The organism is Schlesneria paludicola DSM 18645 (genome assembly GCF_000255655.1).
GTDB classification, from domain to species: Bacteria; Planctomycetota; Planctomycetia; order Planctomycetales; family Planctomycetaceae; genus Schlesneria; species Schlesneria paludicola.
In genome coordinates this window covers 2916661-2939968 of sequence record NZ_JH636434.1, presented here as the reverse complement: position 1 = coordinate 2939968, position 23308 = coordinate 2916661, and the positions used below count along the sequence as shown (strand labels likewise).

Annotated in this window: 14 protein-coding genes; all 14 read right to left on the bottom strand. The window is 55.7% G+C overall.

The window, feature by feature from the left end; all coding sequences use genetic code 11:
• Position 1 precedes the first annotated feature (1 nt).
• Positions 2 to 2671 (bottom strand): type 1 glutamine amidotransferase family protein, encoded by a 2670-nt coding sequence (locus tag OSO_RS0114505; RefSeq protein ID WP_010583993.1) that lies wholly within the window; start codon positions 2669 to 2671, stop codon positions 2 to 4.
• 104 nt (positions 2672 to 2775) lie between these two features.
• Complete coding sequence (locus OSO_RS0114500) at positions 2776 to 4497, bottom strand: tetratricopeptide repeat protein (protein ID WP_010583992.1); 1722 nt, start codon at positions 4495 to 4497, stop codon at positions 2776 to 2778.
• Between the two features lie 365 nt (positions 4498 to 4862).
• Positions 4863 to 5228, bottom strand: coding sequence for a hypothetical protein (locus OSO_RS0114495; RefSeq protein WP_237729283.1), 366 nt, complete (start codon positions 5226 to 5228; stop codon positions 4863 to 4865).
• Between the two features lie 224 nt (positions 5229 to 5452).
• Positions 5453 to 6595 carry a DUF1559 domain-containing protein gene (locus OSO_RS51610; protein ID WP_010583990.1) on the bottom strand — a complete coding sequence of 381 codons (1143 nt, stop codon included), beginning with the start codon at positions 6593 to 6595 and terminating at the stop codon, positions 5453 to 5455.
• 926 nt (positions 6596 to 7521) lie between these two features.
• Positions 7522 to 7989: a hypothetical protein gene (locus OSO_RS47985; protein WP_010583988.1), complete on the bottom strand. Its 468-nt coding sequence runs from the start codon at positions 7987 to 7989 to the stop codon at positions 7522 to 7524.
• Positions 7990 to 8130: 141 nt separating this feature from the next.
• Entirely contained in the window at positions 8131 to 9255 is a 1125-nt protein-coding gene (locus tag OSO_RS0114470) for a DUF1559 domain-containing protein (protein ID WP_010583987.1), read from the bottom strand.
• Positions 9256 to 10066: 811 nt separating this feature from the next.
• The gene (locus OSO_RS0114460; RefSeq protein WP_010583986.1) at positions 10067 to 11770 is read right to left on the bottom strand and encodes a tetratricopeptide repeat protein; all 1704 of its coding nucleotides are present in this window, start codon (positions 11768 to 11770) and stop codon (positions 10067 to 10069) included.
• A gap of 80 nt (positions 11771 to 11850) precedes the next feature.
• Positions 11851 to 12318: a hypothetical protein gene (locus OSO_RS0114455; protein WP_010583985.1), complete on the bottom strand. Its 468-nt coding sequence runs from the start codon at positions 12316 to 12318 to the stop codon at positions 11851 to 11853.
• Between the two features lie 117 nt (positions 12319 to 12435).
• Positions 12436 to 13539: a DUF1559 family PulG-like putative transporter gene (locus OSO_RS0114450; RefSeq protein WP_010583984.1), complete on the bottom strand. Its 1104-nt coding sequence runs from the start codon at positions 13537 to 13539 to the stop codon at positions 12436 to 12438.
• Between the two features lie 459 nt (positions 13540 to 13998).
• Positions 13999 to 16149, bottom strand: a complete 2151-nt coding sequence (locus OSO_RS43530) for a sulfatase-like hydrolase/transferase (RefSeq protein WP_010583983.1) — start codon at positions 16147 to 16149, stop codon at positions 13999 to 14001.
• A 10-nt stretch (positions 16150 to 16159) separates the two neighbouring features.
• Entirely contained in the window at positions 16160 to 17926 is a 1767-nt protein-coding gene (locus tag OSO_RS0114435) for a HEAT repeat domain-containing protein (protein WP_010583982.1), read from the bottom strand.
• A 26-nt stretch (positions 17927 to 17952) separates the two neighbouring features.
• The gene (locus tag OSO_RS47980) at positions 17953 to 19611 is read right to left on the bottom strand and encodes an ABC transporter permease (RefSeq protein WP_157605190.1); all 1659 of its coding nucleotides are present in this window, start codon (positions 19609 to 19611) and stop codon (positions 17953 to 17955) included.
• Positions 19604 to 20632, bottom strand: coding sequence for an ABC transporter ATP-binding protein (locus OSO_RS43520; RefSeq protein WP_010583980.1), 1029 nt, complete (start codon positions 20630 to 20632; stop codon positions 19604 to 19606). Before OSO_RS43520 ends, OSO_RS47980 begins: the two co-directional genes overlap by 8 nt.
• Before the next feature lie 4 nt (positions 20633 to 20636).
• Positions 20637 to 23228 (bottom strand): hypothetical protein, encoded by a 2592-nt coding sequence (locus tag OSO_RS0114420; protein WP_010583979.1) that lies wholly within the window; start codon positions 23226 to 23228, stop codon positions 20637 to 20639.
• Positions 23229 to 23308: the final 80 nt, after the last annotated feature.

The window sequence follows — 23308 nt, the reverse complement described above, 5'->3', positions numbered from 1 at the left end:
GTCAGTCCTTCGTATTCGGTTCTGTCGTCTCTGCCCAGAGTTGTAGTGATAGCGATTCGATACGCCAGTAATTGGCTTTCGCGTTTTTGTTCATGTTCGGCACCGTGCCGTCCGTTTGAGGATTGTCCGTCGAGTTTCCCGCGGGGACGGCTTGATCGGAATGCCCGGCGCTCAGGCCGAGTGACAATCGTCCCTGGGAGTCGATCGTCAATGCCTCGGGGTCTGTGATCTCGATTGTGAGCGATCCCACGGGATTCACAATGGACTTCAGGTTGACCACGTTTCCCTCTTTCAAACCCATCAGCTCGACCCGTCCAATCGGGCCCGTCACCTTCAGGTCGATTTGTGCCCGCTTCGAGACAACCGGCATCAAGGCACGTGGAATCTGAAAGCTAAGCCACACCAGTCCTGGAGTCGATCGTTCCTGCCACTCGTGCTTCATGGGATTCCACATCGCGGACGCCTGGGTGCCATCGGGGCTTCGACGGTTGTCGTAGCTGAGCAGCGGCGATGGAATCATGATCTGTGTCCCATTGACCGGGCGTTCGATCACCAGAGGCACGGCGACCAGGGACGCACCCTGTGCCTTCAGGCCCTCGCCAAAACGGAATCCGTTGTCTTTTGGGCCTGTCCAGAACATGAGTTGCGGCAGGCCGGGATAATCGGGGCGTTTGGGATTGTCGAGCAGTTCTTTCAATGTGCGTCGTCGTCGATCCTGCTCGTCACTGAGCAAGCTGGCACTCAGGTATTGCCCATTTTCAAAGACATCATCCCCGCGACCGACGAATGTTCCATCGCTGTTCATCGTCAGGCCCAATCGACCGTCGCGCGTCGCGAGGATTGGATCGGTGCCCGGCGGAAGAGAGCCCCGATATGTCCCGGAAACCCCATGCGCATCGAATGTGATGTAGGCCGCCATACGATCTGCATCACTCTGGGAATGTTCGAACGTGGCCGAGCGAACTCCTGGAGGTTGCGGCAAGTTGTCCCAATGATTTACGCCGAGATCCGTCGTGACCATTCGTCGTGAGGTTTGTTCCAAGCCGGTCATATCCGGCAACATTCGTCCACCGTGCGTCGTCTCGATCGGGAATTCACTGCCCTCTGGCTGATAGGTAGAAAGAAGTCCATTGGTGCGAAGTTGGTCCGTCCCGCGGATCGTCTGGATCAGTTGCACGCTGGCGATGGTGGCGGGGATTCCCTGACGATTCATTCGCCCCGCCTGAATCAGGAACAGACTTACGGCCAATGCCAGAGCCGAGCCGAACCAGACGAGTTGTTCGAGTTGACCACGACGCATCAGCCAGATGCCGATTGCGACGATGCCTGCCGAGAACGCCAGCAGCGTACCGACAATCAACCACCACGAGAGAATGCTGTATCCGATGTATTCGTGGACCTGCGGAGCGATGGCCTCGGATCGCAGCAGTTCGGGACTGCGTAGGCGAAAGAAATCGTCTGCGATGTTAGTCATGGATTCGGTCGGCTTGTAGTCCGACAGCATCAGCGGATCGGTTGGCCTCACCGCGCCGTCGGGCTGCTTCTTCATCCAGCCTCGTGCGCCAAGTGTGGTGATCAACACCTTGCCATCGCCACGCGTCATGGTGATCGCCGCGGGCCAGCCGTTCACCTGATGTGTGACGTTGGCGTCGGGGGCGACCATTCGGACGAGTTCGACGGGATTGTCATGCGTGTTCGTCTCGCCGATGGCTCCTGCAGGATCTGACAGGCTGGGAGCTTCATCGATGCGTACGGATGTCAGGCCGACGCGGTCAACAACGTAGCCTGTGAAGTCGTCGCCCAGCAACATCTCCAGGACGACGGGGCTGACGCGATCAAGCATAATCCAAAGATGGCCGCCGGCATTGACCCACTGACGCAGGGCGGCTGTCGCAGCAAAATCATTGACGATTCGGTCATCGGCGACGACGATCTGATCCAGTCCGTCCAAATCACTATCATTGGCGGGAAGAAAGGCCTCGCCAAGCATGGTGATGCGGTTATTCATTTTCAGTCCGACGCGACATGCCGCCACCAGATCGGTGATCTCTGCCTGAGGATCGTCGACGAGTCTTTTGCGTGCCTCGGCAATCTCGCTGTCGATCGGCTCCGTGACTGCCACGAGGGTTGGCTTGCCGATGATCGCGGTGTTTCGCGATTCATGCGTGACTAACACCGCCGCATCGTGTCGCAGAATGCCACCGTCACTTCTGACGAGTGTTTCATTCGGTGTTGAAGCGTCGAAGATCAGGGAATGCACTTCGAGGTTGCGTCCCTTGGTACGATCGCATTTCGGGATCAGGACCGGATGTTCTGTACGGAGTACCGACTGCGCTGGAACCCAGACATGTCGTCCGTATTGCAGGCTGGCGTCTTGATCGAAATAGGTGGAACACAGCAGCTCTCGCGGTGCCGACCGGGCATTCATCAGGTGGATTCGGAGCGAGCCCCATTTCTCGGGAATATAGGCGCTGGTTCCTGATTCGGAAGCGAATTGGACAGAAAACTGAAACTCGCGCTTCAGCGTGGACTGATCCACGGTTCCGGTCTGCTCCGACTGGCACGCGCCGAGTGGACACCAGCCAAGAATTGCGAGCACAACAAGGCCGAGGACATTCAAGCGGGATTGAGACGGGTGCTGGATTCGGTTGCGTAAGAAAAAAGACGGCATCTTGTCTCGCTTGACGCGAAAATCGTATGTTGCGAAACGCTGGCACCCAAGGGCCAGTAGGGACGGAAAATTCCAGCATATCATCGGGCTGCATTGCACGCTACTTAGTTCTCCGGCACGCTGTTGGGCTCGTTCTTCCGCAGGCTTTTGAGCACGGATTGTATTTGAGGGCTCTCATTCACCGCGGCCTGAAAATGGGCTTTGGCCCTGTCCGAATCTTTCTGGACCAGGTAGATCTCGCCCAATTTCAGGTTGGCATTTGTGCGCTGCTTCTTCGTTTTTGCGAATGAAAGCGCGGCTTCGAAGCTTTGAATTGCCTGACCGAAGCTGCCACGGTGAACATAGACTTCACCCAGCAACTGGTGGCCGTCAGCCGAGGACGGCTGGCGCTGGACAAGCCGTTCGAGAAGTTTCGTGGCTTCCTCATTCTGGCCGAAATTGGCCAGCATGAACGCGGCACGCATTTGAGCGCTTTCGTCATCGGGAACCGAAGCGGCGATGTTTTGAGCTTGAACGAATTCGGTGTAAAGCCAACTCTGTTCGTCCTCACTTTTCGGAAGGGCCGTTGAGTTCGAGAGTTGCTGTTCGTACTGCTGCGTGAGGTTCTTCTTGGTCTCTGCCGATAAGGAAGGGTCGGTCAGGTCTGTGACGAAGAGCCATCCCACGAAGAGAATTGCCGGACTCCACTTCATCAAATGTGCAAATCCGCCTGGACCTGCGAGCGTTGGTCGTGGCGGGCGGTCTGCTTCGGCAACGCCGAGGCTGGTCTGGGTCGACTTTTCTCGGACCTTCCAAATGAAACCATCGTAGTAGTAGTGCAGGATTGTTGAGATCAGAATGAATGCGTTGAAGAATGCAAACACCGAGCCATCCTGCACGAGCGTCGGTACCAGGCCGAGTGCTCCGTAACCTGCGATCAAGCCCAGGTAAAGCAGTGCCATGCCGCGTCGAAAGACGAATCGCATGAAGCCATCAAACTCGGGATTCGATTTCACCCGTCGACAGTTGTAGAGCCACGTGATCGCCATGTACTGCACGTCATGGGCAATTTCGTAAAGAGTCACGCTGAGGCCGCTGAATTGCAGATAGACGAATGAGAACCACCAGAAGCCGATTCCGCTGGCAAGCATCATCACTTTGACGGGATTCGGGGGGCGGCCCCGAGCAGACTGGACTGCGTAATTCACCAGAAACGCGATCATGACGCTGATCGACAGTGCCAGAGCCCCCCAGCGAAAGGCCGGGATTGCAGCGGGGGGAATTGTTGGTCCCCCGAAGGAATACCAGAACCCCAGGAACTCGGCAGTCCGTCTATGTGAGAATAGCAAGGCGGTTGGAAACCAGCTCAGGCACATCAGCCAGTCCAGATATGCCGTGATGGGGGCGGTCGAGCCCACTTTTGCGTCGTAAATCCGGACGAAGCCATAAAGCTGCATCAAGCCGTGCCAGCACCCCCAGAAGTAGAGAGTCAAGAGAAAGACGTCGTAATGGTGACGATACAGCGGGACGCTCACCGCAATCAGGGTCAGTGGCGTCAGGATGAATCGCAGCCGAAACCTCTGGAAAAGCTCCTGGTCGCCATACGCGCGAATCATCCCGGGCAAGTGATGACCCAAGGCAAAAAACGCGGTGACCACGATCGCAATCGTTTCCGCCTGCACACCCACCCACGGCGACGCGAGAAGGAAGACGATCGGGACCACTAGTAACGGGGTGGAGACAATCAGCAGTTGGTCCCACCACGAACTCAAGATCCAAGGGTTGGGGGAGCCGGACGCTGGCGATCGTGCGATCTGCTGAGGCAAAGGATGTGCGTTCGCGGACATATTCAATCTCACGGTGCACTGAACACCAAGCAGAAGCGGTATTCAAAAATCCGGCTATCTGCATCAGGGGAGGCGGTCAGCCTGTTGCAACAAGGTGGACAGGCATCTTGGAGGTCGTGATATCGTGGCGTTTCGAAATCTGGGCGGCGCCAATCCCCGTCAAGTCATCAGGCTGTAATACGGTCGTCTCTTGACTTGCCATAGAGTGACAGACGCAACACGGGAATGGAGGGGCAACGCGTGGTACCGAACAGAGGCAACTGGCCCTACTTTAGTAAGACCGTTCCTCTGTTCGACATCGCCAGATATGTCTGAGACGACGGCCTGATGTGAGGAATGTCGCTCTCAAAAGGCAAATCGGAACTCTATTTCATCTTCAGTTCGTAATTGACGTCCTTTTGCGGCTTTCCTTTCTCGACAGTCAACGTGAATTCCGACTTTTTCGGATTGCTGTATTTCCCCTTGAATAAATCATCCTTCTTCTCGTTCTGGTCGTTTCGTTTGGGCTTTGGAAAGTGCTCAAAAGCCACTTTGTAGGTTCCCGCCTCAATCCCGTCGCAGGTCAAGTGTGTGGACCAGCAATAGGCGCCGTCGCCGCCTGTACGAGTCTCCGTGATTTGCTTTCCACCGTCGGCTGGGAACAGTTGCAGAATCACTTCGGCCCTTGGCTCGCCGTCGATGACGACCTTTCCACTGACCGGTACGACTTCCTTCAGTTGACCGCCAGCCATCTGGGCAAGTCGTTCTTTCGACATATCGCCCGCGCTGGATCCACATCCTGCGAGCAGAAGGAGGGTGAATGCGGAAAACACAAAACCATGAGAACCACCTAAGGGAATCACAAAGACCTCCGGCGCTGGCAGAAAAGAAAAGGAACGAAAACACACCGACTTGCCAATCAGCCAGTCGGTGTGTCAATCGAGAGTCAACGTTGACTGCGGGCGAATATGACGAATTAGAATTCGCCCACCGGTACGCCGTCGTTAATGCAAAGCATGTTTGACAACGTCGCGAGATTGATGTTTTGGCTGATCATGCGAACCGCCCCATCCCCCATGAGGATATGAGCACCACCTTGATGGAAGCTGTAGATGTTCCATTTGTTGTTGCAGTTCACGGCGCACTGGCCTTTCGAACGCCCTGGAGGTGGGGCACCGTTCTGCGTGCTATAACTACCAGGGGTAACTGGTCGCATGCCGACGATCCCCATCTGCCAATCGTTCCAGGAATCACCGCCAAGTGCGGGCTTTCCGCTTGGATCATTTCCGGCTGACGAGTTCGGGCCGCGCTTGATTCCCATCGCCCATTCATTGGCCTTGTTCGCAACTTCGCCAATCAAGAGCGTGTTCGAGAGGCCGTCTGGAACCGACGAAATCTTAACCCCCCCCGAATTGATTCCCTTCGAGTCGGCATCCATCATGGTGTTCCCGGTATTTGTTGGCCCACCGGCATTTTTCATGTCCGACCACGAAGCCAAGGCCGCGTAGTCGCATGCGCCACCACCATTGTAGAGCGGAGCGCTCGAGCAGCTACCGTACCACCAGTCGTTGAGGTAAGGGGCGTTCACATTGCTGCCACGTGGTGTCGTGGGGCAGATGAAGGCCGGAATCGGAGTCGACATGATCGCCTGGAAGTTCTGGCTGGCATTGTAAGCGGTGCCGGGTGAGTCGTTGGCGATCAAAACTGGCCCCCCAGTTGCCGAGCCAAATCCCATGGGGACACTGAAGTTGATCGTGTTGTAGATGTTTCCTTGGTCGAGGAAGGGCAACAGCATTTCCGTCCAAAGATGGACGTTGCCGTCTTCTCCCGTGGTCTGGCCGTAAATCCCTTGGCCGATCCCGCTCAGCGGTCCCGATGCCAGTACGAGATAGAGTGGACCAGGGAACTGCTTGTAGCTGCTTTCGTAGTTGTGGAATGCCAACCCCAATTGCTTGAGGTTGTTCTTGCACTGCGTGCGTCGTGCGGCTTCGCGAGCCTGTTGTACGGCTGGCAATAGCAATGCGATCAGGACAGCAATGATGGCGATGACCACCAGGAGCTCAATCAGCGTAAACCCCAGCTGCCGATTTCGGGCCCTTCGAAAGATCGATGTTAACATTAATGCTCCCTAGAAAAAGGACACACAACACTCCGTTCGGGGCATCCCCAAACAGAAATCACGAAATGAAGCAGAGAATCTGCAGAGATGCCCAGAAATCAGGCTGTTGATGCAAAAAAACTTCTGGCCGAACCTTGGCCATCATTTTGACTGACTAAGCGGGAATTGCGCAAGCGTTTCGACACAAGATCACCTGCTGCTGAAAGAGGCGGACGCGCCCTCCGAGTGGAGCGTAGCGGTCACAACATACCGTATTAGATCAAAATTGAAACGATTTTTATGAGATAAATTACAAAAATGTAATAAAACCTTTTTTGGTTTGCCGGGGTATTGACACACCGAGTGAATGGGTAAAGCCCCTTCGTACATCCGCTGACCTTTTGCGACAAATGTTCAATATCGAACGACTTAGCGTGCCATCTGAAGCTCACTGCTGTCATCGCGAGCTCAGAATTGCCCGTCACGGGACGCCGGTTGCGCAAGTGACGCATCGTCCGAGTTGTGGTGGGAGTCAGGTGAAGATCGCGCGAATAACTTGTTTCTGCGTGTGAGTTTTTCTCAAACAGCGTCGCTTCAAAAACGCGACACGGGCTTTGCGAGAGCTCACCACCCCGCGAGATTAGGGGGTACGATTCGCATCCGTCACGGCGGCATCATCGTTGGCGAGATGGCGCCGGGCGACTTCGTGGCCCAGGCGAGAATGATCAACCGGTGCAGATCGTGGTGGTAGTCGTACAGAGGAAAATAGGCGAGAAACACCAATCGCGGCGCGAGAAGAAATCGCCAGCGAACACGCTGCAAGTCCAGGGCGAAGCGTATGTTGAAATTTGGGGAAACAGACGCCTTAATATTCAAATCGCCATGGCGTTTTGAGTTTGAGCAGAGTCCGTTCCCCTATTTTTCAATAGGCCGCTAACACCTCAATCTTATTTTGTCGTTAGTTCGTAATCCACCTTCGTCATTGGCTCGTTCGGTTTAACAGTGAAGGTGTAATCCGCTTTCAACTTCATCGGATTGGTGTATTTTCCTTTGAATAGGTCACCTCCCGAACCTGGCTTCTTTTCCTGCTTCGTCGGAAGTCGGAATGCGAGTCGGTAGGTTCCTGGTTCAAGGCCGTCGCAGGGAACATAGGTGGCCCAACAATAGGCGCCTTTTTCATCTGTGCGGCATTGCCGAATCAATGGACCACCCTTTTCGGGATGCAAATAGATGTTGATGCCGGCAGTGGGAGTTCCATCGACCAGAATCGTTCCACTGACGGGAATAACAGTTTTCAATTCTCCGCCCGCCATCGACTTTAGGCGTTCCTTCGAGACGTCGGCTTTGGTTGAGTCGCATCCGGCGACAAGGGCGACGGACAATAGGATGAGTCCAGCAAAATTTCGGCGCACCATTTACGCTTTCTCCAACGTCTGATCAAAAACTCGACGAAGTGAGCCACACAAATCACCGGCCCTCCTCCCTTTTTGGGGAATGGCGAGCCGGTGAATCTCAACCGCGATGACCTCAATCGCGATGATCACGTGTGGACTCGGTCAGAACTCGCCCACAGTCTGTCCGTCGCTCTTCACGCACAGCCTGACAAATGTGATCCAGTTGATGCTCTGGTTCACGAATCGAACCGTGCCATCCGCGAGCAAAACGTGTGCTCCACCTGTGTGAAAGCTGTAAGCATTCCATTGATTGGTGCAGTTAATCACGCAAGGGCCGTTGTCGTGGCTGCGGGCATTTGATCCCGGCACCACTTTCCGCAGGCAAAACACGCCGATCGTCCAATCGGTCCAGGTCCCGGCGAACACCGAGCCTGTCGGGGAGGAATCCACTTGCTTGTTCGGCCCAACATTTTTGCCCATGGACCACTGGTTACTTGGGTCGGCAACTTCCATGTTGAGGATCGTATTCGACGCGCCGTCAGTGATCGACGCGATTTTAGAGCATACGTAAGTGTTACTTTCACCGGCGGTCATGATCGTCGGTGCGCTATCCGGTACCCCAGCTATCGCTGTGTCCATGCCCCACATGACTGCGGGAGGCATGTAGTCGATCCCGCTGCCAATACTATACATGGGCACCGACCCAAAGCTGCCGAACCACCAGTCGTTGACGTAATTATACGTGTTTGACGCACGAGGGGCGCTGGGGCACATATAGCCTGAGATCACCGCAGATTTGATAGCGTCGTAGGGTTGCTGGAAAGAAGTCGTCCCCGAGAGGCCCGGGACAGAGCTGACGTCCATGGGGCCGCCCGTGGCGGTGCTGAAGCCCATCGGTCCGTTGAAGTTGATTTGGCTGTAGAGATTCCCCTGGTCGATGTACGGCAAAAGATACTCTGACCAGTTGTGAAGGCTCGCGGCAGCCGTGTTCGCGGGATTGTCGTAGATCCCTTCCCCAATTTCGTGGGGATAACCGACATCGTGCGTTCCAACCATCATCAGGCAAGGCGGGAACATTCCATACGTTGATTCGTAGTTGTGGAATGCAAGCCCCATCTGCTTGAGGTTGTTCTTGCACTGGGTACGGCGAGCCGCCTCACGGGCCTGTTGAACGGCAGGCAGCAGCAATGCGATCAAGACCGCAATGATGGCAATCACCACCAGCAGCTCAATCAGTGTAAATCCCCGCTGTGGATGTCTGCTTTTGTGGAAGATCGGTGTCAACATAATGCTCCCTAAGAACAGAAGGCATACCGCATCCTGATTGGATCGCGCCTCAACAGGATGTACAAAACTCGGCCGACACGTCTCGCAGTTCAGTTCTTGATGTGGGGACAAGCCGGGAACTCAAAGCTCAAACGCGATGGTTCTTGACTAAGGCACTCGTCTTTTCCCCAGATCTCGTCGATTCACTTCAAGGCACTGATGCGAGTCGTAGACAGAATGACATAGGGATCAGCATATCGTTGATGGGCGAAAATGAAACAGTCCTGGCAGGAAATTTCAGGATGCGCAGCGAAAGAAGTCGGTTATAAGAAATTGTCTGGGTTGCTGTGTCTCGGGACGTTCCAGGACTTCTTGCCGCATTTTCCAGTCAGAAACCGAGTGTTCCTGGGTGAAGACTCGCTTTCGAAGCCGGGTTCGAAGTGACTTCACTCTGGGGATGGGCACTCAGTCGATTTGGGCAAGAGAGTTTCGTCTGGCTCCGTTGCGTGTTTGCCCTGGCGCATTTGTGCTGAGTCGCCTATGGGGCGTACGCTGCCGCTTCGACCGTTGATGGCACCGCGCACCCCGATGCGCAATCGCGCTGGGTGCGACTCGAATGGTGACGTGAGTTGGACGCCTTTTGCTCGGAGCCGGTTGACAGAGTCACGGAGTGAGCAGAATCGGATCTCTGTTGATTCCTGTCGCCTCTTTTCTGGATGGAATCGTTGTGACGGTCCCTGGCGCTGCGAGTGCTCGTCGGATGCAGCGCGTTCGAGGGGGCCGATCCATCAAATGAGGGTTCAGGCGATCGCGCGCTGGTCTTCCATTCAGATCAATGGATTGTTTCACGAAGCTTTTGAATGGACACGTCGAGCTTTGGGTTGTCGTGCAAGGCTTCGGCGAATCGTGAGTCGGCCACGGCAGAATCGTGCTGTACTAAGGCGAGCTCACCCAATTTGAAGTTCGCGGAGGCTCTTTCTTTTTCGGTTCTTGCCGCTGACAACGACTTCTGCAGGTATTGGGCCGCCTGATCCATGTTCCCTCGGTACAGATGAATGCTCCCCAGTGTTAAATAGGCGTCGGCAAAGTCGGCGTGTTGCTGCAGCAGTTGTTCAAGTTTGCGAACCGCATCGTCGTTCGATCCAAAGTTTGCCAGCATGATGGCCGCGCGTAATTGGATCTTTCGATCGTCGGGGATCGCAGCTGCGATCGACTGTGTCGTCTTGAAATGCGAATACAACCACTCACGCTCTTTGTCTGTGCGGGGAAGAAGCGAGCTTCCGGTCAGTCCTCGAGAATAGACCTGGCTCAGCGTGTCCTTTTGCTCTGTGGTGAGCGGCGAATCCGAAACATCTGTTGCAAACAGAAGGGCGAGTCCGACAAGCGCGGGCGCCCACTTCAGCAGGTGTGTGAAATCCCCGGCGATCCGCTGCGGAGGGGCGACTGTTTGGGATCGCTGGTTCAGTCCAAGGCTGGTTTGGTTCGATTTTTCCCGAACTTTCCAGATGAAGCCATCGTAGTAATAGTGCAGGATTGTCGAAGCAAACAGGACGGCCATGAAGATTCCGTTGACTGTTCTGTCGAGAACCAGCGGCGCCACGAAGCCGATCGAGCCATAGGCGACGATCAACCCCAGGTAGAGCAGTACCATTCCGCGGCGAAACACGTATTTCATGAATCGACCCAATTGGTCGTTTGAAGTCACGCGGCGGCAATTGAAGAGCCAGACGATCGCCAGATACTGCACATCGTGGCAGATATCAAAGAGAGCGACGCTCAGCAGGAGGTTTTCGATGCAGAGCATGGCAAACCACCAGGTCCCAATCCCGCTGATCAGCATCATCAGCTTGATCGGGTTTGGCTTTACTCCGCGTTGCGATTGATTGAAGGTGTTTAACGCAAAGCCGATGACGACGACGATCGAGGCCGCCAGAAGCGTCCATCGCAGCGGGGTCAAGGCCCAAGGCGGGATGGCGGGGGCCCCCATCGCGTACCAGTGATCCAGAATGCTGGATGCCATGTCGGGACGTAAGAATTGGGGTGTCACGAACCCACACAGGCAAACCAGCCAATCCCAATGGGCTGTCGCTGGGGATGTTGATCCTACTTTCGCATCGTAGATGCGCAAAAAGCCGTAAAGCTGCATCAGCCCGTGCCAGGTCGCCCAGCTCAGGATGATCAACCGATACAGGTCAAAATGGTAGGTGTGGAGCGGGAAGTAGGCGAGGAAGACGAGCGGCGGGGCGAGCAGAAATCGCCAGCGAAACCGCTCGAACAACTCACGATCGCCATAGGCTCGCATCAAGCCGGGCAGATGGTGTCCCGTTGCAAAGAAGGCGGCAACGATCACCGAAATGGTTTCGGCCTTCACGCCGACCCAGTTGGAGGACAGGATCAAGACCGCGGGGGCCGCAATCAGCGGTGTCAGGACAATGAGGGCCAGGTCGACCCATGAGTTGACGATCCACCGCCGAGCGGCCGTCGGTGCGGCTGAGGTCGGCGGTGGGCTCGTGGGGTGAATGGTGGCGGTCGTCATGGCGATAATCTCACTATCCTATCGCAGAGTCGATGACGGCTAACCACAGCGTGAAATTCCTCGCGCCATCATGCGTCGGGCTATTTTTTGAGGCTCAGTTCGTAGTTCACATCCTTCTGCGGCTTGTCCTTTTCGACGGTGAGCTTGAAATCGCCTTTCATGGGGTTTTTGTATTTTCCCTTGAAGAGATCCACGCCGCTGTCGTTCTTTTTCTGCTTTGGAATGTATTCAAATCCCACGAGGTAACTTCCGGCTTCTACGCCGTCGCAAGAGAGGTTCGTGCTCCAGCAATACGTCCCGTTTTCGCCCGAGCGGCAAGTGGCGATCGGCGGTCCGCCTTTATCGGTGTGAAGAAAGAGGTTCACTCCCGCTTGAGGTGTGCCATCAATCGACACTGTTCCGCTCACGGGGACAGTGGCCTTCAATGTTCCGCCCGCCATGGATTTGAGTCGTTCTTGGGTGACATCGTCCTTCCCTGTTCCGCAGCCGATGGCCAGCGAGACAGTCAACGCGCCAATTGCTAGGTAGGGGCGCAACGCGACCTTCATTTTGTCTCATCCTCGATGTTAAATTCGATAGCAAAAAATCAAGAAAAAAACCGACTCGGACATGACGCCCGAGTCGGTGGCTTATCTGCAATGCTTTATCCACACTCGGCGTGGGGATTAGAATTCCCCGACGACCAAGCCGTCGCTCATGATCAGCATGCGGCCGAACGTGACGGCCGACATGTTCTGGTTCAGGAACCGCACCGAGCCATCGCCCAGCAGGGTGTGTGCCCCACCGACGTGGAAGCTGTAAAGGTTCCACTTGTTGTTGCAGTTGATGACGCAGTTTCCGTCAGAGCGACCACCCGGGCAGGTTGCGACGTAATCCTTGTTACACGATCCGGGGGTGATCGGTCGCAAGAACTGAACGGCGGTTGTCCAGTCGTTCCAGGCTCCACCGAAGACGCCGATCTGTTCGTCGGAGTTCACGGCAACCTTCTTGCCCATCGACCACTCGTTGCTGGCATCAGCCACTTCCGAGATAATGATGGTGTTCGAGAGTCCGTCCGTCACGTCCGAAATCTTGGCGCCGACGTAATCGCCTTCGTTGCCGCCGAGAATGTTCCGAGTGACGGTGGCTCCACTAAGATTGCGGAGGGCGCTCAATGGGCATGAATTCAGGTAATCCAGCGCGCTACCAACGGTGTACATTGGTGCCGAGCTGAAGCTTCCGGTCCACCAGTCGTTCAGATAGTTGAGGTTCGAGGACGCGCGAGCGGTCGACGGGCACATGAATCCTGTGATGACGGTGCTGCTCATCGCTTGGAAATTCTGTGTTCCGACGAACGTTTCTGATGTCGTGCCAATCGTGAAGTTTCCGCCGCCAGTGGCCGAGGTGAAGCCCATTGGCACGGAGAAGTTGATCTGATTGTACAGATTCCCCTGATCGATGTAGGGCAGCAGGAATTCTGCGAAGCTGTGCACGTTGTGGTTGACATAACCATTGTTGCTGTACATGCCTTCGCCGATATTCGACGTGGCCCCTGTGTTTTCAACGATCGTCAAGGCGGGCGGGAATCGATTGTAGGTCGATTCGTAATTGTGGAACGCAAGGCCCATCTGCTTGAGATTGTTCTTGCACTGAGTGCGGCGAGCCGCTTCACGCGCCTGCTGAACGGCAGGCAACAACAGCGCGATCAGAACTGCAATGATTGCAATCACCACCAGCAGTTCAATCAGCGTAAAACCACGCTGACGATTCGGTTTCCCAGTCACTAACATAAACGATCTTCCTTAAATAAAGAAAACGCAAAACACGAAACTCAAAGCGAACAACATGAAAAAGGGGGCAACACTTTTTCCAAGCGCTGCCGAACTCGATTTGAACGGAATGAAATCTGCATAAGAAAACTGCAGTTGGTTCATTGTGCTGTATAGGATCAGGACGCGATATCACGACTCGATGCGACGCACTCAATGCGTCGGGTGCCACGGAACGTGGCTGGAACTTAAGGCAGATGTGAACTGCGGCACGACGGCCGCAAATGCCTTATGAGTCCCATAAGTAAAAATGCGCTGTGATGGTATCATTCGAGGAGCAGATAGCAACTAAATTGGTAGGGAAAATTACGAAAAATAAAGGAAAATCGCAAGATTCCTGCCAGTGACGTGGTTTGCCACAATACAATTCACTTACGAAGGCGAAAGTGGATACGCGTGCAGCATCAAAGTGAGTGCCCCCTATTTTATAGGCTGTTTTGTTGCAGATTCGATCCGTTGGATCTGTTGCAAAGGGCGCGGGTTGTTTGGCTGCAAATGGTGTGCCTGACGTAGCTCCGCAACCCCTTCGGCAATCCGCTGCTGGGAGACGAGCAACAGCCCCAGATTGAAGTGACCTTCGAACGAGGCTGGTTCCAATGTGACCGCTTTTTTGCCATGTTCGATGGCGACTTTGGCTTGGCCCAGTTGAGCCAGGACTTGCATCAGGTTCAGGTGGGGGACTGCGGATCGTGGTGCTAATTTGGCCGCTTGAAGAAAGCAGGCCACCGCCTCGGTGGGGCGTTTCCGCATGACCAAGAGTTGGCCCAACAAGAGATGAGCTGGCACCAAATCGGGGGCCAGTTGTTGTGCGGTACGGAATTCTCGTTCCGCCTCGTCAAGCTTCTGAGAGCGGATGAGCAGTTGCGCCAGTTCCAGATGGGTCATTGCGGCAGTCGGGTTCGCCTTGATGTGCTCGCGAAATTGATCGGTGGCTTCGTCCGTGCGTCCCAGGGCGGTGAGAACTTTGCCGAGACTGAAGTGGGCCCGGTCGAAGTCGGGACGCTTTACGAGGACGGCCTGATACGTTTTTGCGGCGTCTTCCAGGCGACCTGCCTGGGCCAGACAATCACCCAGGAGCAGATCTGCTGCAGGAAACTGTTGTGTCTGCCGGACCACCTCTTCGAGCAAGGTGATCGCTTCTTGGACGCGGCCCTCAAGGCCAATATGCTTGGCTTCTTCAAACGACGACAAATAGGGAAGGAAGTCTTTGACGTCGGGAAGCAATTCGTGGTTTTTCGGTCCGCCATCGTCGCGTCGTGTTTTGCCGCCTGACACATAGCCGAGGGCTTGGAGCGCTGCCAGATCTTTCTCTGAAAGGTTGACGTGCTGAGCGTCAATCGGCACAAACGATTCTTGCATGACGGACAGGCGATCTTGCATTTGCCGTCGCTCATCGTGATGGCTCGCTGAATCGATCAGGTTTGTCAGTTCGCCGGGGTCGATCGAAAGGTCATAGAGTTCCGGTTGCGTCGTGTGAATGTACTTCCAGTGATCTGAGATCACCGTTTGAAGTGGTGACCAGCGATTTAAAAGAAACGGAGTTTCCGTCTCAGCATAGCAGTCACGAGGCTCGATTGGTTGCCCTTTTAAAGCGGGTAGAAGGCTTCGCCCGCTGACGTGCCTTGGCGCTGAAAGCTTCATGAGATCCAGCACGGTGGGCATCACATCGACCAGAGAAACGGCCTCGGGAACGCGCGTCCCTCGTTGACACGGCCGTGGCCCAAGGAAGGCCAGTGGCACGTGCAGGGTGGTGTTATAGACCAGCATTCCATGTTCGGTTTCCAGGTGTTCATTCAGTCCTTCGCCGTGATCACCGACGATCACGACGAGCGTGTTCGTGTCGAGTTTTTGGGTGTGAAGAAATTCCATGACCCGATGGAACTGCCTGGCTTCGTACGCAATTCCCGCATCGTAAGGGCTTTTCGCAAAATCTTGACCAAAGAGTTCCGGGCGAGGGTCGTACGGTGCGTGGGCGTCATACAGGTGAATCCAGCAGAAAAACGGCTTGGCGGTTCGATGCTGTAGCCATTTCAATGCCGAATCGACGACCTGTTGGCCATCGCGACGCGGTTCGCCCGCATGTCGGGCCGACCTTTGAATTTCATCATCGTACGTATCGAACCCCCGATCCAGGCCGTACTTGGAGTCGAGGACCACGGCGGCAATAAAAGCGCCGGTTTCGTATCCACGGTCCTTCAGGATTTCCGTTAAGACGGGAATCTCTTTCCCCAACTGTCCGGAGCCGTTCACGCGCAGGCCATGCTCGGGGGGATAGAGTCCGGTTAAGAGCGTGGCATGTGATGGCAGCGTGATGGGGGCCGGCGCATACGCGCGCTCAAAAACCACGCCGTCTTTTGCGAAGACATCGAACCCCGTCGTTTGAGCGTTCTGATCGCCGTAGATTCCCAACCGATCGGCCCGCGTGGTATCGAGCGTGATGAGAATGACGTTCAGGCGAGGGGAGCTCAAACGCCAAATGGCGAACGCTCCCAAGGCGGCGAGCGCGACAATTCCAATCCCGACCAGCCATCGATTCCGCCGCTTGGCAGCCAGCAAGGGGAGAGTGACCATATTGATTCCGTTAAGGGATTGGTTGCAGGAACCACGTTCCCTGGCTGGCAATCAAAGGCTCTGGCGGGGGTAACTCTTCACCCGTCAATTCTTTAAACGCCCAGCGCATCGCCAGCCTGAGCCGAACAGGAAGTGTCGTCGTCGTGGCCATTCCCCGCAAGAGGGGGGCCTGATCAACTTCCTTCATGCGAGCCAGCGAGATGGCGCACATCTCTTTGATGGAATTTCGTTCGGGATTTCGGTCGGCGAAATCATTGATTCGCAGGCTGAATGCATCTGCGATCTCGGCATTGGGTTGTCCTTCTAAGAGTTTCCCAATCGTCCACATGGCGGTGCAGCGAGGTCGTTCACGATATTCCGCTCGATCCGGCTTGGGGATGTAAACGGACAGCAGCGGAATTGCTTCGGTCGCTTTCAGGACCGCCAAGGCTTCAAACAGGTGCATCACTTGTTCTTCAGTGCTCTGTTTAGGTGGGTGCACGTGCAGTTCGGTCATTCGGCGGGCCCTGTCGATGAGCGCGGGGCTCGTTTCTTTGACCGCGACCTTTCGCAAGGCCCACGCGGTGGCAACCATGACTTCCGGGCGAGGCGACTCCAAGAGTTCAACGAGCCGCGTGGCACTCGGCTGGTACTCCAGCAACCCGAGCAGCAACGCCGCCTGTTCCTGTCCCTGCCAGCGATCCCCTTTCAGGATTTGCATGGCCGCTTCTTGGATCGGACCGGTAAGCTCTGGCTGTTTGGCCAGCCGGGCCAAACCTTCACCAACCGTGCCTCGGACGTCAGGATGGGGATCGGCGAGCACCTGTGCGAGTGGTGCGATTCGATCGACGCTGGCGTGACTCAAATACGCCTTTGTGCCTTCCCCTCGAACTCGAGGATCGGGATGTTTCATGGCGGTTTCGGCGAAAGGCACAACCAACACAGTGTCGATTTCATTCAATCGGCGCAGTGCGGCCGCGGCGACAGCAGGTTCGGCATGACTTGCGAATTCCATCAGAAGGCTTCGCGCACCATCGCCTTGGTCGCGGGCCAGCAGTCGAATCGCACAGAGTTGACTGATGAATCCGTTCGATTGGGGGGCTTTCGCCAGACGATTCGCGTTCTCTACGAGGCTCGATTCGGCGATCTGCCCGGCAGCCAAAGCCGCTTCCAGTCGCAAATCTGGATCAATTGTGGAATTCTCGGCCATCGCCAAGAGTTGAGACAGAACCGACTGTTCGCGCGCTACCGCCAATCCACGGATCGCCAGAACCAGATCCCGGCGACGGGTCTCGGGAGCCTCGAGACGTTTGATCCAGACCTCTCGAACCGGAACATAATCCCATCGGGCGAGAGTGGGTTCGATCAGTTGCCGCAGATCCTCGGCAAACTGTTGAGAAGCACTGAAGAGCTTTTGAGCAGAGGCGTGAGAATCGAGCGCGATGAGTGCACGAGCTGCTGCGAACCGAGCCACCTGGTGCGACGAATCGGCCAGCAGGATTTCTTCCAGGCGGGGAACGGCCTGGCTCAGTTCAGGAATGCCAAATTTGTGGCCGCGCGCGATCGTTTCGGCGGCCATTCGCTGCATGTCAATTTCGGGACGATTGAGCGCCGCAATCCAGAGCTCTTTGAGCGCGGGATTGAATTTCTGGACGGGTTCCAGATCACGAATTTCCGGATCGACGTCGGCCAGGAAATCAGGCTGAATTGCGGCTTGACCGTACGGCGTCGCACTGCCTAAAGAGGCGACCGCCAACATCAGGCTGAAAAGCCATTTCAAATAGTGACTACTTCTCATGCGAGTCATCTCACTGGGGTCGCGAATCACTGGGGTCGCGAAATGCGATAGGTTCGAAAAATTAACACCAGCAACGAGACCGCCGACCCTATTCCCAAGTACCACCAGTTAATGGGGATCAGTTCGTATTGCTGAAATCCAGGCATTCGAATGACCGATAGTGCGGCGGCAATCGAACTAAACGACAAGGCGGTTTCGACGGCCTCATGCCCGAAGGGGGCGTCACGTCCCATCCAGACCAGCATGGGAAGGCCGCAGGCTGCGAGTAACACACCATACGCACACGCGGTTGCCGCAGCCGTTCGCGTAAAAAAGCTGCCCACCGCGGCACTCAGCAACATGGCGAAAATCGCCGTCAATGCCAGGCAGATCACGACACGTTGGACTTGGGTTTGCATTCCCGGATCGATGTACGCCATCACGAGATAGCCAGGCATCGTCGCGAAAAGCACAAGCACCAGTGGCAGAAGAACGCTGATGAGCTTTCCCCAGATAATGCTAAACATGCTCATCGGAGTGGTCTTCAGAAGTTGCCATCCGCGATGTTCGCTTTCGACGCTGATCAACCCGGCCGATAAGCTGGGGGCCACCAGGATGATCAGCGCGACTTGCATCACCACCAAGATCGCACCAATGGTCTCGACGCCCCAGTCAAATGTTCCGGCGGTCGTGGCGTACGTCAAACCCAGAGACAGAATGGCGCACACCGCAACGAGGCGCAGCAGCCAATGGAGTCGGCCGAAACGACGGCAGCGAAACTCTTTGACCATGACCGGATTCAGGTACGACGGAATCGAGCCCGATCGCTTCTGGGGGTCGACAAGAAAAAACATTCGGCGGAGAAATTGAAGTGGCCTCGACAAGTCGTCGCTCATCGTTCCGGCCGCGCGCGAGACGTCGAAAATTCGGTGATTCAGGCGGCTGATGGTCCAGATCGATGCCACGAAGGCACAGCTGAGCGACCAAACCGTGAATCGGCCCAGCAGGTTGGCTTTTGTCATGAGCCCTTGGCTTCCGGGATCTTCGACTCCGGTCAATGAGATCATGGCGGCGAGTGGCGAGAAGCAGCGCAAGAGTTCGCCAAGTTGCGCCAGGTAGCCTTCCGTTCCTTGAAAGAAGTAGTGGGGCCCTAGCGTCAATACAGTGGTTCCCAGCACAATCCCGTATGTCAGTCTGACTGCGGCATCGATGGATTGAGCATAGGTGCTGACGAGCAGTCCGATGGCGGCATATTGCAAGGCGACCAGCATTAAAAGCTGATAGACCTTCCAAACCTCACCGTACAGCGACAGCCCGCCCATTGTGTAGCAAGCCCCGGCGGCGGGAAGGCTCATCGCCAGAATCATTCCGGCAAATGCCAGTACGGCGAGCAGCTTGCCGAAATAAATTCGCCATGGACCGAATTGAGAGTTCAGCAGCAGCCCCAGTGTGCCGCGCTTCTTTTCGCTGACAATACTCGTGGCAGGGAACACGGGCAGCAGCAGCAACATGGTTCCGAGCAGTCCGTATGCGAACAGTCGGAAGATTTGCTGGGAACGGGCTCCGCTGAGCGCAACCTGTCCGTCGGTCGGCCAGCGGATGATGACAAGCAGGCCAAACAGTGTTGCCAGCCCCAGCAGAAACACCATGATTCGTTTGCGACGAAGTGGGGTGAGGAGCTCTCGCCTGAGTAGTGCACTAAGCATCGGCTTTCGCTCCGGTGGTGGCCTGTTTCTTTTCTTTGTTGGAATCTTGTGGTCGCGTGAATGAGATGAACGCTTCCTCAAGATCTGTTTGAAGTTCGCGAAATTGCGTCACATTCAGATTCGATTTAATCAGACGTTCAAGCAGGGCACCGAGTACCGTTTCAGGCTGGGCGGTACGAAATCGAACCGTTGCTTCGGCGTGGGCCTCGACCACTTCCGCACTCGACTCGAGTGACTTCCGAATGATGTCTGCGGCCGTGGCCACTTGATCGGAGGAAAGAAACTGGGCTTCGATCGTTCGCTTCTGGCTGACCTGTCGCCCGATTTGCTCGACCGTTCCGAACGCTCGCAGCTTGCCATTCGTGACGATCGCCACTTGCTGGCAGATGCGCGCCAGCTCAGGAAGGATATGACTGGTGATGACCAGGGTTTTGCCTTGTCGCGCCAATTCGATCAGCAGATCACGCATTTCAATTCGTGCCTGCGGATCGAGTCCGTTCACAGGTTCGTCAAGGATCAGAACTTTCGGGTCATGCAGGATGGTGCGGGCAAGTCCGACGCGCTGCTGCATGCCGTGACTCAGGCTTTCGACGTAGCGGTCTTTCATGTAAGCCGTGCCGGTCATCTCCATCACTTCATTGACGCGTTTCGTGCGGATGGAACTGGGGATTTTGAACGCCGAACCAAAAAAGTCGAGGTACTCGCGCACTCGCATATTGTCGTAGGAACCAAACTTATCGGGCATGTACCCGACCAGGCTTTTGATATGCATGGGATTGCGTACGCAATCCACGCCCGCAATCGTGGCCGATCCTGATGTGGGCCGAATCAAGCCCACGAGGATCTTAATGGTGGTCGTTTTTCCGGCACCATTCGGGCCGATCAGCCCCAGAATCTGTCCCGCGTTCAGAGACAGTGACAGGTTGTCGAGTGCCGTGAATGAGCCGTAGCGCTTGGTTAAATTCTCGAGGCAGAGGATCGGCGTACCGACGGACTCTCCTTGGGAAACATTCAGTTTCATGCGGTCAGTCCTTCTCCGATCGGCCGGGCACTTTGGCCCAGATTTGCAACGCGAACGTCTCGATTTTCCAATAGTTGGCTGTTTTCATTCCGCCACTTGACATGTTGGAACCGCTGGATTGCGCGTGGCCTCCCTGGCTGGAATCCGAAAGATCCAGGTTTCCGGTGCTGATTCCCAGGGACAATTCGCCCTGGTCGGAAAGGGTCAACAGATCCGCATCGGTAATCTCGAACGAGAACGCGCCAATCGGGTTGACGACTGTTTTAAGGCTGACAGAAGCACCGCCCTTGATCCCCATGATTTCCGTACGGCCTGATGGACCCGAAATCTTGATTTCGACACGTGCCTTGGTCGCCTCCAGGGGGAGGAGATCATGAGGGATTTGAAAACTCAGCCAGGTCACGCTGGCGCCAGAGCGTTCCTGCCACACCTTGGCCTTGTCGTCCCAGAAGCCGGCCGCCGTCGACCCGTCAGGAGGACGCCGTGTCGAGATGGAAAGGAGAGGCGACGGAATCAGCACCTCGGTGCCACCGGCTGGCCGAGTGAGTTGCAGTGGGACGGCCAAGAGCGAGTTTCCATTATGGACGAGTCCTTCGCCGAACTCGTATCCGGCATCCCAATCCTTCATCCAAAGCAACAGGTGTGGAGTATCGAGATAATCCTTCCAACTTCGGTTTTTGAAGAGGTCTTCAAAAATTCGCCGCCGTCGATCTTGTTCGTCACCCAGGAAGGTCGCGTCAAGGTACTGGTCGGCCTGAAGGACGTTGTCGGCAGAGGCTGTGAACCGGTCGTCAGAGCCCAATTTGACGCCAATTCGACCGTAACGCGTCGCAAGCAAGGCGTCGGTCATGAGGATGGGCTGGCCCTGGTAACTTCCGACAATTCCCTGGTGATCCACTGTCGCCCGAGCTTCGATTCGATTCACGAATGACATTGAGTTTGCATTGGAATACAGTTGCTGGCCCGCAGCTTGGGGCAAACCGTCCCAGTGGAATGTTTTCAGGTCGGTGGTGACCATTCGGCGGGTAGAGCCTTCAGCGCTGGCCAGGCGTGGCCAGAATTTTCCGCCATTTGTTGTGCGAACGAGGGAATCGACTCCCTCAGGACGATAGACGGAAATCACGCCTTGCGTGCGCACGTCTTCTGTCCCTTCGAGCGCTTGAACCAGTTGGACGCTCGCGATGGTTCCGGGGACGCCATAACGGCTGGTTAGCCCAATACCTGTCAAGATGACACCATAAAGCAGTGCCAGCAGTGAGGCGCTCCAGCCGAAATGCTCGGCGCGATCCGTTCTCCACAGCCAGATGGCCGTCGCGAGCAACAGCGCCAAAAAGCTGCACATCGTGCCGACGATCAGTGTCCACCCCGGGACCTTGTACGAGATCCGCTCCTGAGCAAAGGATTCCTGAGTTGCCGGTGCAATCAACTCGGGCTCGCGTTTGCCGAGAACATACGCCGACAGATCTTCCATTGGCGATAGCGGGACATAAGGCGATACAAGGTTCGCAGATTGAGGACCTACAGGCTTTTTCTCATCCGGGGGAGTTGGCTTGATCCAGCCACGTGCTCCGAGTGTTGTAACAAGCAGTCGTCCTTCTCCGAACGATTTGGTCATTGCAACGGGCCAGCCGTTGACCGTATTCCAGACTTTCATTCCGGTCATGACGATCTGTGCCAATTCAACCGGAACATCATGCTCGACGACTGGCCCGCGCTCGCCGTCGGGGGCGGCCAACGTCGGAACCCGATCGATACCGAACGATGTCAGGCCGACTCGATCGACCAGATGCCCTCGGAACTCGTCTCCGAACAATCGTTCGAGGATCACCGGATCGGTTCGGTCCAACATAATCCACAAACGACCGCCGGCATGCAGCCAGCGACGAATGGCGATCAGGGATGCTTCGTCGTCAATCAGCCGATTGTCGGCGACGACAATGTGATCGAGATAAAGCAAACTCGTTTCGTCGCCGGGTAGGAACTGAAGATCAAGCGGCGTCGTCCTGTTGCTCAACCCCTGATCGACCCGACTCGCAATGACGAGATCCAACACCTCTTGCGGCAAATCGTCGCCCGATTCCCAACCTGCGACAATACCGGTATTGCGAGGGGACTCCGTCATTCGCAACGACGAATCATGACGAAGTTGTCCTGAATCGTTCTTGATCAGGACTTCATTTCCTTTGACCGTTTCGACTAGCAGCGAATGGACATTGATCGCATGGTCTTGAGCCTGTTCCACCTTGGGGAACAGGACCGGGTGAGATAGTGTCAACTTGGATCGAGCGGGCAACCAGAGCTGGCGACCGAATTGCAAGCTAGTGTTGTCGCCAAAGTAGGACGTGCACAGAAGGCTCCGGGCCGTATCGGCACTGTTTTCGAGCCTGAGCTGCAACTCGCCCCATTGTTCGGGCAGATAAGTGAGTGTACCAAGCCTCGAACTCGTTTCGACGGTGAATCGCACACCTGACTTCGCAGCGGATGGGTCAACATCGGGTTGACTTGGCGTGCTGCTTTGGGCATTTGTCGATCGAACGATGGCAGCCAACGACATCAAGAGAACGTACAACCGGAGGACAATCGTTTTGCGAAACATTGTGCAAGTCATGATCTCAGATGGTGGAAGATGACCAACGGATGCCTCGCAACGAATGAACGCACGTTACGCTTGATGGC

Bases quoted from the DNA above. Each gene is read 5' to 3' on its own strand.
- OSO_RS0114505 (WP_010583993.1), bottom strand. From the start codon at position 2,671: ATGCCGTCTTTTTTCTTACGCAACCGAATCCAGCACCCGTCTCAATCC.
- OSO_RS0114500 (WP_010583992.1), bottom strand. From the start codon at position 4,497: ATGTCCGCGAACGCACATCCTTTGCCTCAGCAGATCGCACGATCGCCA.
- OSO_RS0114495 (WP_237729283.1), bottom strand. From the start codon at position 5,228: ATGGCTGGCGGTCAACTGAAGGAAGTCGTACCGGTCAGTGGAAAGGTC.
- OSO_RS51610 (WP_010583990.1), bottom strand. From the start codon at position 6,595: ATGTTAACATCGATCTTTCGAAGGGCCCGAAATCGGCAGCTGGGGTTT.
- OSO_RS47985 (WP_010583988.1), bottom strand. From the start codon at position 7,989: ATGGTGCGCCGAAATTTTGCTGGACTCATCCTATTGTCCGTCGCCCTT.
- OSO_RS0114470 (WP_010583987.1), bottom strand. From the start codon at position 9,255: ATGTTGACACCGATCTTCCACAAAAGCAGACATCCACAGCGGGGATTT.
- OSO_RS0114460 (WP_010583986.1), bottom strand. From the start codon at position 11,770: ATGACGACCGCCACCATTCACCCCACGAGCCCACCGCCGACCTCAGCC.
- OSO_RS0114455 (WP_010583985.1), bottom strand. From the start codon at position 12,318: ATGAAGGTCGCGTTGCGCCCCTACCTAGCAATTGGCGCGTTGACTGTC.
- OSO_RS0114450 (WP_010583984.1), bottom strand. From the start codon at position 13,539: ATGTTAGTGACTGGGAAACCGAATCGTCAGCGTGGTTTTACGCTGATT.
- OSO_RS43530 (WP_010583983.1), bottom strand. From the start codon at position 16,149: ATGGTCACTCTCCCCTTGCTGGCTGCCAAGCGGCGGAATCGATGGCTG.
- OSO_RS0114435 (WP_010583982.1), bottom strand. From the start codon at position 17,926: ATGAGAAGTAGTCACTATTTGAAATGGCTTTTCAGCCTGATGTTGGCG.
- OSO_RS47980 (WP_157605190.1), bottom strand. From the start codon at position 19,611: ATGCTTAGTGCACTACTCAGGCGAGAGCTCCTCACCCCACTTCGTCGC.
- OSO_RS43520 (WP_010583980.1), bottom strand. From the start codon at position 20,632: ATGAAACTGAATGTTTCCCAAGGAGAGTCCGTCGGTACGCCGATCCTC.
- OSO_RS0114420 (WP_010583979.1), bottom strand. From the start codon at position 23,228: ATGTTTCGCAAAACGATTGTCCTCCGGTTGTACGTTCTCTTGATGTCG.